Here is a 12953-nt window from a genome sequence, read left to right on the forward strand (position 1 = left end):
GCTCAGAGATGTGTATAAGAGACAGGCCCGGCCACGGCCTTGTGCAGGGCGGCGGCGAGCACGTGGCCGTCACCGGTCTCGGCCTCCCCGTTCTCCCCCACCCACGGGATGGCGGTGACGATCACGGAATCGCAGGTCCCGTCCGCCAGCGCCTCGGCCAGCGCGCCCCGGAAGTCCTGCGGGGAGGCGGCGGTGGTGAGGTCGATCGGCGGGCGCGGGCGCAGCCCCTCGGCGAGGCAGGCGTCGTACGTCAGGAGGCCGAGGGACTCGGAGTTGCCGAGGATCGCGACCCGGGGGCCGGCCGGGAGCGGCTGGCCCGCCAGCAGGAGTCCGGCGTCGACCATCTCGGTCACCGTGTCGACCCGGATGACACCGGCCTGGCGCATCAGCGCGGAGACCGTGGCGTCGGGGATGCGGCTGACCGGGACGGCGTGGCCGGGCGGGGTGGAGCCGCTGTGCCGGGCGCCCTTCACCACGACGACGGGCTTCACGGCGGCGGTGCGGCGGGCGAGGCGGGTGAACTTGCGCGGGTTGCCGAGCGATTCGAGGTAGAGGAGGGCGACGTCGGTGTCCGGGTCCTCGAAGGAGTACTGGAGGAAGTCGTTGCCGGAGACGTCGGCCCGGTTGCCCGCCGAGATGAACGAGGACAGGCCCGCGCCGCGCCGGTGGAGGCCGGAGAGCAGGGCGATGCCGATCGCGCCGGACTGGGTGAACAGGCCGATCCGGCCGCGGGCGGGCGACTCGGGGGCGAGCGAGGCGTTCAGCCGGACGGACTCGGCGGTGTTGATGACGCCGAAGGCGTTCGGGCCGATGATCCGCATGCCGTACGAGCGGGCCTGGCGGACCAGCTCGCGCTGGAGTTCGCGGCCGTCGGCGCCCCGCTCGGCGTATCCGGCGGAGAGGACGACCAGGCCCTGGACTCCGTGCTCGCCGCAGTCGGCGACGGCCTCGGGGACCCGGTGGGCGGGGACGGCGATGACCGCGAGGTCGACCTGCTCGTCGATCTCGCCGAGCGAGCGGTGGGCGGGGACGCCGTCGAGGGTGGGCATGCCCTCGTCGAAGGCGCGGTTCACCGCGTACGTACGGCCGGTGTAGCCGGAGGCGAGGAGGTTGCGCAGGACGGTGCGGCCCACTCCGCCGGGGGTGCGGCCGGTGCCGATGACCGCGACGGAGCCGGGGGCGAGCAGGCGCTGCACGGAGCGGGCCTCGGCGCGCTGTTCGCGGCCGCGCTGGACGGCGAGGGACTTCTCGGTGGGTTCGAGGTCGAGGGTGAGGTGGACGGAGCCGTCCTCGAAGCTGCGGCGCTGCGTGTAGCCGCCGTCCCGGAACACCTTGATCATTTTGTTGTTGGCGGGAAGCACCTCGGCGGCGAAGCGCCGGATGCCGCGCTCGCGGGCGACCGCGGCGATATGTTCGAGGAGCGCCGAGGCGACGCCGCGGCCCTGGTGGGCGTCCTGGACGAGGAAGGCGACCTCGGCCTCGTCGGCGGGGGCGGAGGCGGGGCGGCCCTGGTCGTTGATGCGGTCGTAGCGGACCGTTCCGATGAACTCGCCGCCGATAGTGACGGCCAGTCCCACCCGGTCGACGTAGTCGTGATGGGTGAAGCGGTGCACGTCCCGGTCGGATAGCCGCGGATACGGGGCGAAGAACCGGTAGTACTTCGACTCGTCGGACACCTGCTCGTAGAAGCTGACCAGTCGCTCGGCGTCGTCCGTCGTGATCGGCCTGATGCGCGCGGTGCCTCCGTCGCGGAGCACCACGTCCGCTTCCCAGTGGTCGGGGTACGCGTGATGCGGACTCTGCTCCGGCGTGGGCTCCATGGGCAAAGCCTACGGCGGGGACCCCGGTCGCGGAGAGATCGGCGCCCGGGCAGTCTGAGGTGGCCCGGACCCGGGCCACCGGAGTACAGGGCCGGACAGGAGGCCGGGCACAGCACCACGCACTGCATGAGAGACTGGTCTAGACAACCGTTGATATGTGAAGGGCAGAACCATGGCTGAGCGCCGCGTAAACGTCGGTTGGGCCGAGGGCCTGCACGCCCGCCCCGCTTCCATCTTCGTCCGTGCCGCCACGGCTTCCGGCGTCCCCGTGACGATCGCCAAGGCCGACGGCAATCCGGTGAACGCCGCCTCCATGCTCGCCGTGCTCGGTCTGGGCGCGCAGGGCGGCGAGGAGATCGTGCTCGCGTCCGACGCGGACGACGCGGAGGCCGCTCTGGACCGGCTCGCGAAGCTGGTCGCCGAGGGCCTGGAAGAACTCCCCGAGACCGTCTGAGCCACGCGAACCGGCCCGGCCGGATGCGACAGGTGCGAGAGCCGTGAACCCTTTGAGGGATCGCGGCTCTTTCGCTTTCGGGAAAGAGCCGAACAACGATAACGGGAAAGATCCGTGCATCGATGATTCGGGCAGCGCAGACAACACCTCGCAATACTTCTCTCTGTATACGGCTCTTTTGTTAATGGCGAACGCTCGCGGTGTTGACGTCATGTTGCGAAGTGCTCACACGGGGAACGGGCGCGGTGCGCCGCCCCGGCGGGTACGGGTGGCGCAGCCGGTGGACCCCGGTGGCGCGTTCCGCGTGCCGGGCGGTCAGTGCCCTCGCCCGCGCCGCGTCGCCGCGCGCCACCGCGTCCACGATCGCGCCGCGCTCGGCCCAGGAGTCGACCGGGCGGGCCGGCTGCTCGACCGCGTACATCCAGGCGATCTTGTGGCGGAGCTGGGTGAGCAGCGCGATGAGTCCGGGGCTGCCGGAGGCCTGGGCGAGGGTCTCGTGGAACCAGCCGCCCAGCGAGCACAGGTCCTCCTCCTCGTCCCGGCGGGCCCGCTCCTGGCCCAGCCTGACCAGCCCCCGGAGCACCTTCAGGTGGGCTTCCGTGCGGCGTTGGGCGGCGCGCGCCGCACCCAGGGGCTCCAGGAGCATCCGCACCTCCAGGAGGTCGGCCGCCTCCTGCGCGGTGGGCTCGGCGACACAGGCGCCGGCATGCCTGCGGGTGACCACGAAGCCCTCGGACTCCAGTGTGCGCAGGGCCTCGCGGACCGGGACGCGGGAAACCCCGTAGCGGCGGGCCAGCAACTCCTCGGTGAGGCGGCTGCCGCGCTCGTGGACACCGGAGACGATGTCGTCACGAATTGCCGTGCATACCGAATGCGCGGGAATGCGCATGTCCGAACCTCCGCCTTGATCCCCGCGAAACGCGGCCGCCCGACGCCTGTTCCGTGACTCTATTGCAGTCTGCCGGAATTTCCGATGGCAGACCGGAATCCATGGATATCCTCGGTCCAAAATCGCCGAAGGCCCCGGCGGGCGCCGGGGCCTTCGGGCGGGATCACGCGGGGCGGGTCAGACATTCAGACCGTGGGAGCGCAGGTAGCCGACGGGGTCCATGTCGGAGCCGTAGTCGGGGCTGGTGCGGGCCTCGAAGTGCAGGTGCGGGCCGGTGGAGTTGCCGGTGGAGCCGGAGAGGCCGATCTGCTGGCCGGAGGAGACGCTCTGGCCGACGGAGACGCCGATCGAGGAGAGGTGGCCGTACTGGGTGTACGTGCCGTCAGTCATCCGGAGCACGATGTTGTTGCCGTACGCGCCTCCCCAGCCGGCCTCCACGACCGTGCCGGCGCCGACCGCCACGACGGAGCTGCCGGAGGCGGCCCGGAAGTCCACGCCGGAGTGGCTGCCGGAGGACCAGAGCGAACCGCCGGTGTTGTAGCCGGTGGTGACGTGGGAGCCGGCGATCGGGAGGTGGAAGGCGTTCAACCGGGCGCGTTCGGCGGCGCGGGCGGCACGGGCCTTCTCCTCGCGGACCTCCTCGGCGCGGGCCTCGGCCTTGCGCCGGGCCTCCGCCTTCGCCTTGGCCTTGGCGGCCTTGGCGCGGGCTTCCGCGGCGGCTTCGGCCTTCGCCTTCGCGATCGCGTCGGCCTGCTGCTTCTGGGCGTGGGCCTGCGCGTCGATCTGGTCGGCGAGGGTGGCGTCGAGCGCGACGGTCTGGGTGAGGCCGGTGTCGGCGACCTCGGTGTCCGCGGCGAGGGCCGGGGAGGCCGGCGAGCCGAGGACTCCGGCGGTGGCCAGAGCCGCGATGCCGACGGCCTGGGCGCTCCGGCGCGTGAGGCGGCTCGGGGCACGGTGCTTCCCGGTGGCACGGGTGAACGCCATGGAGGGGCTGATCCTTTCCTTCCTTCTCGCCTACCGGGTTAGCTGACGGGTTCGGAGCAGGAAGGTCTCCTACGGATCCCCGCGCCGGTTTCGCGGCACGGGCCTCCGATTCACCCCAGGGACTGCGTGGGTCCCCGGCTCCCCAGGCTCGCGCCTGACGGGGACTCGGCGATGACTGCCCGGCGCCGCGGCTGCGGCATACGGGTGACGGACAGCCGAGCCGACGCTAGGCGGGGCGACTTCCCATCGCCAAACGGGCCAGGGGATTTGTCGCACATCCCACAGGGCAGACTGGTCGCATCCCCACCAAATGGGATAGAACGAACAAAGGGAGCAAAAAGGCGAGGACCCCGACAAACTTCCGCTCGTCGGGGTCCTGTTCGCAGCGGTGTGCCACGGGGGCCTCAGCCGGTGACGACGGACACCTCTCCGATACCGAGGGCCTTCACCGGCTCCTCGATCCGCGCGGCGTCCCCCACGAGGACCGTGACCAGCCGGTCGACCGGGAAGGCGCTGACCACGGCGGCGGTCGCCTCCACGGTGCCCGTCTCGGCGAGCCGGGCGTAGAGGTGGGCCTGGTAGTCGTCGGGGAGGTGTTGCTCGACCTGGTCGGCCAGCGTGCTCGCGACGGAGGCGGCGGTCTCGAACTTCAGCGGGGCGACGCCCACCAGGTTCTGCACGGCCGTCTCGCGCTCGGCGTCGGTCAGCCCCTCGGCCGCCAGCGTCCGCAGGACCTTCCAGAGGTCGTCCAGCGCCGGTCCGGTGGACTCCGTGTCCACCGAGCCGCTGATCGCGAGCATGGCCGCGCCGCCCGAGTCGGGGCCGCTCGAACGCAGCACCTGGGCGAAGGCGCGCACCCCGTAGGTGTAGCCCTTCTCCTCGCGCAGCACCCGGTCCAGCCGGGAGGTCAGGGTGCCGCCCAGGCAGTACGTGCCGAGCACCTGGGCGGGCCAGACGCGCTCGTGCCGGTCGGCGCCGATGCGGCCGATCAACAGCTGGGTCTGGACCGCGCCGGGCCGGTCCACGATGACCACGCGGCCGGTGTCGTCCGCGGTGATGGGCGGCACCGGACGGGCCTGGCCGGCGTTGCCCGACCAGTCGCCGAGGGTCTCCGCCAGCAGCGCGTCCAGGTCGATGCCGGTCAGGTCACCGACGATCACGGCCGTCGCGGTGGACGGACGGACGTGGGCGTCGAAGAACGCGCGCACGGCGGTCTCGTCGATCCGCCGGACCGTCTCCTCGGTGCCCAGGCGCGGGCGGGACATCCGGGCGGTGGCCGGGAACAGCTCCTTGGAGAGCTGCTTGGCGGCACGCCGGGACGGGTTGGCCTGCTCGTGCGGGATCTCGTCGAGGCGGTTACCGACGAGGCGCTCGATCTCGCTGCGGTCGAAGGCCGGGGCCCGCAGCGCCTCGGCGACCAGCCCGAGGGCCTTGGCCAGCCGGGAGGCCGGAACCTCCAGGGACACCCGGACGCCGGGGTGGTCGGCGTGCGCGTCGAGCGTGGCGCCGCAGCGCTCCAGCTCGGCGGCGAACTCCTCGGCGCTGTGCTTGTCGGTGCCCTCGGAGAGCGCCCGCGACATGATCGTGGCCACGCCGTCCAGTCCCTCGGGCTCCGCCTCCAGCGGCGCGTCCAGGAAGATCTCCACCGCGACGACCTGCTGGCCGGGGCGGTGGCAGCGCAGCACGGTCAGCCCGTTGGGCAGGGCGCCGCGCTCGGGCGCCGGGAAGGCCCAGGGACGGGCCGTGCCGGGCGTGGGCTGCGGGTGGTACTCCATGGCTACTCCAGTCACGGCGGCGTCGCTCACTTGTCCGCCCCCTCGTGCGCGTCGGTGCCCTCGGTGCCTGCCGCGCCCTCGTCGGACCCGTCGGCCTCGTCGGCCGGCTCGATGGGCTCGTACACCAGCACCGCCCGGTTGTCGGGCCGCAGGGCGGCCTCGGCCGCCGCGCGCACCTCCTCCGCGGTGACGTCCAGGACGCGGCCCACGGCGCTCAGGGCGAGCTGCGGGTCACCGAACAGGACCGCGTAGCGGCACAGTTCGTCGGCGCGGCCGGCGACCGTGCCCAGCCGGTCCAGCCACTCGCGCTCCAACTGCGCCTGGGCCCGCTCCATTTCCTCGGGGGTGGGCCCCTCGGCGGCGAACCGGGCGAGCTCCTCGTCGACCGCGGCCTCGATCGTCTCCACCTCGACACCGCCGGACGTCTTCACGTCCAGCCAGCCCAGCGAGGGCGCGCCGGCGAGCCGCAGCAGCCCGAAACCGGCCGCCACCGCCGTACGGTCGCGGCGGACCAGGCGGTTGTGGAGCCGGGAGGACTCGCCGCCGCCCAGCACGGTGAGCGCCAGGTCGGCGGCGTCACACGCGCGGGTGCCGTCGTGGGGCAGCCGGTAGGCGGCCATCAGCGCGCGCGCCGGGACCTCCTCGTGGACCACTTCGCGCAGCTGCTCGCCGATGATGCCGGGGAGCGTCCCGTCGCGCGGCGGCTGCTTGCCGTCGTGGGAGGGGATGGAGCCGAAGTACTTCTCGATCCAGGCGAGCGTCTGCTCGGGGTCGATGTCGCCGACGACCGAGATCACCGCGTTGTTGGGCGCGTAGTACGTACGGAAGAACGCGCGGGCGTCCTCCAGCGTGGCCGCGTCCAGGTCGGCCATGGAGCCGATCGGGGTGTGGTGGTACGGATGGCCCTCGGGGTAGGAGAGGGCGGTCAGCTTCTCGAACGCGGTGCCGTAGGGCACGTTGTCATAACGCTGGCGGCGTTCGTTCTTGACGACGTCGCGCTGGTTCTCCATGGACTCCTCGTCGAGCGCGGCGAGGAGGGAGCCCATCCGGTCGGCTTCGAGCCAGAGCGCCAGCTCCACCTGGTGGGTGGGCATGGTCTCGAAGTAGTTGGTCCGCTCGAAGCTGGTCGTCCCGTTGAGCGAGCCGCCGGCCCCCTGGATGAGCTCGAAGTGACCGTTCCCCTTGACCTGGCCCGAGCCCTGGAACATCAGGTGCTCGAAAAGGTGAGCCAGACCGGTGCGTCCCTTGACCTCGTGGCGCGAGCCGACGTCGTACCAGAGGCAGACCGCGGCGACCGGGGTCAGATGGTCCTCGGAGAGCACCACACGCAGGCCGTTGGCCAGGCGGTGCTCGGTCGCTGTCAAGCCGCCGGAGCCGGCCTGTGCGGTGGCCGTGTGACCCATGGGCATGTACGTCCCTTCGATCGCGATACTGGACTTCCTGCCAGACCTGCCACTCTAAGCAAGCGCACCGGCACCTGGCGAAGTTCCCGTTCCTCGGATGTTTCCGTCGATGGTGTCGCGGACGCTGTCCGGGCGGGCCCCCTCGGCCCGCTTCGGACGGGTCGAGGTCGGCGTTGTCAGTCCGGCGGTCCACAATGGACCGCGTCAGTAGCTCGTGTTGTACCGAACAAGCTCAGGTTGTCCGAACAGAATCTGTGAAGGAGTCGCAGCCGCGATGGCCCGCCGTAGCACGAAGACCCCGCCGCCGCCGGACGACTTCGAGGAGAAGATCCTCGACATCGACGTCGTCGACGAAATGCAGGGCTCCTTCCTCGAGTACGCGTACTCGGTGATCTACTCCAGGGCCCTGCCCGACGCCCGCGACGGCATGAAGCCGGTGCACCGCCGCATCGTGTCCCAGATGAACGAGATGGGGCTGCGCCCCGACCGCGGCTATGTGAAGTGCGCCCGCGTCGTCGGCGAGGTGATGGGCAAGCTGCACCCGCACGGCGACGCCTCGATCTACGACGCCCTGGTGCGTATGGCGCAGCCGTTCTCGATGCGCCTTCCCCTGGTCGACGGCCATGGCAACTTCGGTTCCCTCGGCAACGACGACCCGCCGGCCGCCATGCGGTACACCGAGTGCCGGATGGCCGACGCCACGTCGTTGATGACCGAGGCGATCGACGAGGACACCGTCGATTTCCAGTCGAACTACGACGGCCAGGAGCGCGAGCCGGTCGTCCTCCCTGCGGCCTATCCCAACCTTCTGGTCAACGGGGTGTCCGGAATCGCCGTGGGCATGGCCACCAACATGCCTCCGCACAACCTGGGCGAGGTCATTGCCGCCGCCCGGCACCTGATCAAGCACCCGGGCGCCGATGTCGAGACGCTGATGCGCTTCGTCCCGGGACCCGACCTGCCGACCGGCGGCCGCATCGTCGGGCTGGGCGGCATCAAGGACGCGTACACGGCGGGCCGCGGCACGTTCAAGATCCGTGCCACCGTCGCCGTGGAGAACGTGACGGCCCGCCGCAAGGGCCTCGTCGTCACCGAACTGCCCTTCACCGTCGGCCCGGAGAAGGTGATCGCCAAGATCAAGGACCTGGTCTCGGCGAAGAAGCTCCAGGGCATCGCCGACGTCAAGGACCTCACCGACCGGGCGCACGGACTGCGTCTGGTCATCGAGGTGAAGAACGGCTTCGTGCCGGAAGCGGTGCTGGAGCAGCTCTACAAGCTGACGCCGATGGAGGAGTCCTTCGGCATCAACAACGTGGCGCTGGTCGACGGCCAGCCGCTCACCCTGGGCCTCAAGGAGCTGCTGGAGGTCTATCTGGACCACCGCTTCGAGGTGGTGCGCCGGCGCAGCGAGTTCCGCCGCACCAAGCGCCGCGACCGGCTGCACCTGGTCGAGGGCCTGATCGTCGCCCTGCTCGACATCGACGAGGTCATCCGGATCATCCGGGACAGCGACAACTCCTCGCAGGCGAAGGAGCGCCTGATGGCGCACTTCTCGCTGAGCGAGATCCAGACGCAGTACATCCTGGACACCCCGCTGCGCCGGCTCACCCGTTTCGACCGGATCGAGCTGGAGAGCGAGCGGGACAAGCTCACCGGCGAGATCGACGCGCTGACCGCGATCCTGGAGTCGGACGCGGAGCTGCGCAAGCTGGTCTCCTCGGAGCTGGCCGCCGTGGCGAAGAAGTTCGGCACGGACCGGCGCACGGTGCTGCTGGAGTCGGCCGGTGCGCAGATCGCGTCCGTGCCGCTGGAGGTGGCGGACGACCCGTGCCGGGTGCTGCTCTCCTCGACGGGCCTGCTGGCCCGCACGGCGAACGCGGAGCCGGTCGAGATCTCCGAGGACGCCCGTCGGACCAAGCACGACGTGATCGTGTCGGCGGTGGCGGCGACGGCGCGCGGTGACGTCGGGGCGGTGACCTCCACGGGCCGGATGCTGCGGCTCTCGGTGATCGATCTGCCGCAGTTGCCGGACACGCACGCGGAGCCGAATCTCTCGGGCGGGGCGCAGATCTCCGAGTTCCTCAGCCTGGAGGCGGACGAGGAGCTGATCTGCCTGACCACCCTGGAGGAGTCCTCGCCGGGCCTCGCGATCGGCACCCTCCAGGGCGTGGTGAAACGCGTCGTGCCGGACTACCCGCCCAACAAGGACGAGTTGGAGGTCATCTCCCTCAAGGACGGTGACCGCATCGTGGGCGCGACCGAGCTGCGCACGGGCGATGAGGACCTGGTGTTCATCACCTCGGACGCCCAGTTGCTCCGCTACCCGGCGGCGTCGGTACGTCCGCAGGGGCGAGCCGCCGGAGGCATGGCGGGCGTCAAGCTGGCGGCCGGGGCCGAGGTGCTGTCGTTCACGGCGGTGGATCCGGCGGCCGAGGCGATCGTGTTCACGGTGGCAGGCTCCCACGGCACGCTGGACGACTCGGTGATGACGTCCAAGCTCACCCCGTTCGACCAGTATCCGCGCAAGGGCCGGGCGACCGGCGGAGTGCGCTGCCAGCGGTTCCTGAAGGGCGAGGACGTTCTGGTGTTCGCGTGGGCGGGCCCCACCCCGGCACGGGCCGCGCAGAAGAACGGCACCCCGGCGAAGCTGCCGGAGCCGGACCCGAGGCGGGACGGCTCGGGCACGCCGCTGCTGGAGACGGTGGCCGTGATCGCGGGACCGCCGCTGTAGGCGGGGCCCTCCCCGTACGGCGGGGAGCGGCCGGGGGCGTCACGCCTCCATGGCCGCTTCCCGTACGTCCACGGGGTCCGTCTCCTGTTGTACGTAGCGGAGCACGCCCCACATGGCGCGCTCGATGTCAGCGGCGTCCGCACGCTCGGGTTCGTCCGCGCGGCAGCCGGTGAGCCGGGCCAGCAGCGCTTCGGCGTCGATGCCCGCGCCGATCATGACGAGCTGGGTGAGCCGCTGTTCGCCGCGCGCCCACGGGCGGGGGGCGAAGCGCAGGAAGCGGCCCACCGCGTGCAGCGCGTACGTGTTGTCCCGGTCCCCCGCGCCGAAGTCCGCGAACCCCTTGATCCGGTAGAGCCCGTCGGGCCGGGAGTCGAGGAACTCCATGAAGCGACGTGGGTCCATGGGCACGTCCGAGGTGAAGTCGACGCTCTCGTACGAGGCGTGGAGGTGATCGCCGTGCCCCTCATGCCCCTCGCCCGCCTCCTCCCGCAGCAGGTCCTCGAAGGTGAGCTGGCGGACCGCGTCCTCGTGGTCCGGCCGCAGGGCCGGGTCGAAGAGGAGCTCGGGGTCGATCCGGCCGTGCGCGGCGGAGATCACTGCGGCCGGGCCGCTCAGCTCCGCGACCGTCGCTCGCAGCCGCTCCCGTTCGGCCTCCCCCACCCGGTCGGTCTTGTTCAGGACGACGAGGTCGGCGACGGCGAGATGGCGGTCGATCTCGGGGTGCCGCTGACGGGTGCGGTCGAATTCCGCCGCGTCGACGACCTCGACGAGGCCCCCGTACAGGATGTGCGGGTTGTCGCTGGCCAGCAGCATGCGGACGAGTTCCTGGGGTTCGGCCAGCCCGCTCGCCTCGATGACGATCACGTCCAGCCGGGTGGACGGCCGGGTCAGCGTCTCCAGGAAGGTGTCGAGTTCGCTCGCGTCGACGGCGCAGCACAGGCAGCCGTTGCCCAGCGAGACCGTCGATCCGACCTGCCCCGAAACGGTCATGGCGTCGATCTCGATGGCCCCGAAGTCGTTGACGATCACGCCGATACGGGTGTCCGCACGGTTGCGGAGCAGATGGTTCAGGAGTGTGGTCTTACCGGAGCCGAGGAAGCCCGCCAGGACGACGACCGGAATCTGCGGGGTACGGGGCGGGGTCAACGGGGGCCTTCCTGGGGGCGTTGTCAGAGTGCCGGGACCGGCTGCGGCGGGGGTGCGCCGACGTAGCGGGCCGCCGGGCGGATGATCTTCGAGTCCTCCGCCTGCTCCAGGATATTGGCGCTCCAGCCGATCACCCGTGCCGCACAGAAGGTGGGGGTGAACATCGCACGCGGCAGCCCGCACAGCTCCATGACCACCCCGGCGTAGAACTCCACATTGGTGTGCAGTTCCCGGCCCGGCTTGAGCTCGGCGAGGATGGCCTCGACCTGGCGTTCCACCTCCACGGCGAAGTCGACGAGCGGTCCGCCGAAGCCCTGTGCGAGGGACTTGAGCATCCGGGAGCGCGGGTCCTCGGTGCGGTAGACGGGGTGGCCGAAGCCCATGATGCGGTGGCCGGAGAGGACCTGCTCGCGGATCCAGCCGTCGATGCGGTCCGGGGTGCCGATGGCGTCCAGGGTGTCCAGGGCCCGGCTGGGGGCTCCGCCGTGCAGCGGTCCGGAGAGCGCGCCGACCGCCGCGACCAGGCAGGCGGCCAGGTCGGCTCCGGTGGAGGCGACGACCCGGGCGGTGAAGGTGGAGGCGTTGAAGCCGTGGTCGACGGTCGAGATGAGGTACTGCTCGACGGCCCTGGCGTGCTCCGGCTCCGGCTCCGTGCCGGTCAGCATGTACAGGTAGTTCGCGGCGTGCGGCAGGTCCTCGCGGGGCTCGACCGGCGAGAGTCCCTGGCCCAGGCGATGGAGGGCGGTGAGGATCGTGGGGACGGCCGCGCAGGCGGCGAGCGCGTCCTCCCGCCTCCGCTCGGCCCCGATGTCGTACACCGGGCGGAATCCGGCCGAGGCTCCGAGCAGGGACAGCGCCGTGCGCAGTCCGGCGAGAGGGCCCGAGACGGCGCCGGCACGGGCGATGGCGGGCAGCGCCTCGCGCACCTCGGCGGGCAGGGTGCGCAGGGCGGCCGTGCGGGCGGCGAAGTCGGCGGCGGCGGCCCGGTCCGGCAGTTCTCCGTGGACCATCAGATACCAGACGTCCTCGAAGCCGCGGGTCCGCGCCAGCTCGATCGCCGAGTACTGGCGGTAGTGGTAGAAGCCCTCGCGGCCGCGTACGTCGCCGAGGGCGGTGTCGGTGACGACGACGCCGGCGAGGCCACGGGGGACGGCAGGGGTGGTGGTCATGGCTCTTCTCTTTTCGACGCTCGGAACATTGATTCGACTGTCTATGCTTGACTTTAATTCTGTCAATATTGATTGAATCAATATATGGAGTGGGATCCTTGGCCTTCCTCATGGATTCAGGATGGATACGGTGGTCGGCATGACGGATCAACCAGCGCCCGACGAGCAGGGGGCGCCCCGGCTCACCACCCGGGAGGCCGCCGAACTGCTGGGCGTGAAACCCGAGACGGTGTACGCCTACGTCAGCCGGGGCCAGCTGAGCAGCGCGCGGGCCGCCGGGGGGCGGGGCAGCACGTTCGACGCCGACGAGGTCCGGGCACTGGCCCGGCGCTCGGGGCGCCGGGACGCTTCCCCGGCCGGGGGCGACCTGGCCTTCCGCACCGGCATCACGCTCATCGAGGGCGACCGCTGCTTCTTCCGCGGGGTCGACGCGACGGAGCTGGCCGCGCGCTACGGCTACGAGGAGGTCGCCGAGTGGCTGTGGACGGGCGAGGTGCGTCCCGGCGCCCGGTTCACCGCGACCGCCGGGACCCTCGCGGCGGCTCGCCGGACGGTCGGCGCGCTGCCCGCGCACAGCGGGTC

Annotated in this window: 10 protein-coding genes and 1 riboswitch; of the genes, 3 read left to right on the forward strand and 7 right to left on the reverse strand. The window is 71.4% G+C overall.

Annotated elements, in window-relative coordinates; genetic code table 11:
- Positions 1-2: 2 nt before the first annotated feature.
- A complete protein-coding gene (locus CR470_RS28385; RefSeq protein WP_257138945.1) occupies positions 3-1820 on the reverse strand; it encodes a GNAT family N-acetyltransferase in 1818 nt (605 codons plus the stop codon).
- 172 nt (positions 1821-1992) lie between these two features.
- On the opposite strand from CR470_RS28385, the gene CR470_RS28390 reads away from it, so the two are divergent.
- Positions 1993-2274, forward strand: a complete 282-nt coding sequence (locus CR470_RS28390) for an HPr family phosphocarrier protein (RefSeq protein WP_007449776.1) — start codon at positions 1993-1995, stop codon at positions 2272-2274.
- Positions 2275-2455: 181 nt separating this feature from the next.
- Here the strand turns inward: CR470_RS28390 and CR470_RS28395 are convergent, their stop codons facing one another.
- From CR470_RS28395 to CR470_RS28410, 4 genes are all read right to left on the reverse strand, one after another.
- Positions 2456-3163 (reverse strand): GntR family transcriptional regulator, encoded by a 708-nt coding sequence (locus CR470_RS28395; RefSeq protein ID WP_097870361.1) that lies wholly within the window; start codon positions 3161-3163, stop codon positions 2456-2458.
- A gap of 177 nt (positions 3164-3340) precedes the next feature.
- Complete coding sequence (locus CR470_RS28400) at positions 3341-4147, reverse strand: M23 family metallopeptidase (RefSeq protein WP_097870362.1); 807 nt, start codon at positions 4145-4147, stop codon at positions 3341-3343.
- A 13-nt stretch (positions 4148-4160) separates the two neighbouring features.
- Positions 4161-4328: riboswitch (cyclic di-AMP (ydaO/yuaA leader) on the reverse strand.
- A gap of 223 nt (positions 4329-4551) precedes the next feature.
- Entirely contained in the window at positions 4552-5922 is a 1371-nt protein-coding gene (locus CR470_RS28405) for a M16 family metallopeptidase (RefSeq protein ID WP_097870363.1), read from the reverse strand.
- 26 nt (positions 5923-5948) lie between these two features.
- Entirely contained in the window at positions 5949-7331 is a 1383-nt protein-coding gene (locus tag CR470_RS28410; RefSeq protein WP_097870364.1) for a M16 family metallopeptidase, read from the reverse strand.
- 268 nt (positions 7332-7599) lie between these two features.
- Here CR470_RS28410 and CR470_RS28415 point away from each other — a divergent pair, with 268 nt between their 5' ends.
- On the forward strand, positions 7600-10056 hold the full coding sequence (locus tag CR470_RS28415) for a DNA gyrase/topoisomerase IV subunit A (RefSeq protein ID WP_097870365.1): 2457 nt from the start codon (positions 7600-7602) through the stop codon (positions 10054-10056).
- 39 nt (positions 10057-10095) lie between these two features.
- Here the strand turns inward: CR470_RS28415 and CR470_RS28420 are convergent, their stop codons facing one another.
- Positions 10096-11202, reverse strand: a complete 1107-nt coding sequence (locus tag CR470_RS28420; protein WP_097870366.1) for a CobW family GTP-binding protein — start codon at positions 11200-11202, stop codon at positions 10096-10098.
- 23 nt (positions 11203-11225) lie between these two features.
- Entirely contained in the window at positions 11226-12371 is a 1146-nt protein-coding gene (locus tag CR470_RS28425) for a citrate synthase/methylcitrate synthase (RefSeq protein ID WP_097870367.1), read from the reverse strand.
- 139 nt (positions 12372-12510) lie between these two features.
- Here CR470_RS28425 and CR470_RS28430 point away from each other — a divergent pair.
- Positions 12511-12953, forward strand: a 443-nt coding sequence (locus tag CR470_RS28430) for a helix-turn-helix domain-containing protein (protein ID WP_143663892.1), incomplete at its 3' end; no start/stop codon positions are given.

The organism is Streptomyces sp. rh34 (assembly GCF_002551245.1).
In the GTDB taxonomy this organism is placed as follows: Bacteria; Actinomycetota; Actinomycetes; order Streptomycetales; family Streptomycetaceae; genus Streptomyces.

Bases quoted from the DNA above. Each gene is read 5' to 3' on its own strand.
- CR470_RS28425 (WP_097870367.1), bottom strand. From the start codon at position 12,371: ATGACCACCACCCCTGCCGTCCCCCGTGGCCTCGCCGGCGTCGTCGTC.
- CR470_RS28415 (WP_097870365.1), top strand. From the start codon at position 7,600: ATGGCCCGCCGTAGCACGAAGACCCCGCCGCCGCCGGACGACTTCGAG.
- CR470_RS28410 (WP_097870364.1), bottom strand. From the start codon at position 7,331: ATGCCCATGGGTCACACGGCCACCGCACAGGCCGGCTCCGGCGGCTTG.
- CR470_RS28400 (WP_097870362.1), bottom strand. From the start codon at position 4,147: ATGGCGTTCACCCGTGCCACCGGGAAGCACCGTGCCCCGAGCCGCCTC.
- CR470_RS28405 (WP_097870363.1), bottom strand. From the start codon at position 5,922: ATGGAGTACCACCCGCAGCCCACGCCCGGCACGGCCCGTCCCTGGGCC.
- CR470_RS28385 (WP_257138945.1), bottom strand. From the start codon at position 1,820: ATGGAGCCCACGCCGGAGCAGAGTCCGCATCACGCGTACCCCGACCAC.
- CR470_RS28390 (WP_007449776.1), top strand. From the start codon at position 1,993: ATGGCTGAGCGCCGCGTAAACGTCGGTTGGGCCGAGGGCCTGCACGCC.
- CR470_RS28395 (WP_097870361.1), bottom strand. From the start codon at position 3,163: ATGCGCATTCCCGCGCATTCGGTATGCACGGCAATTCGTGACGACATC.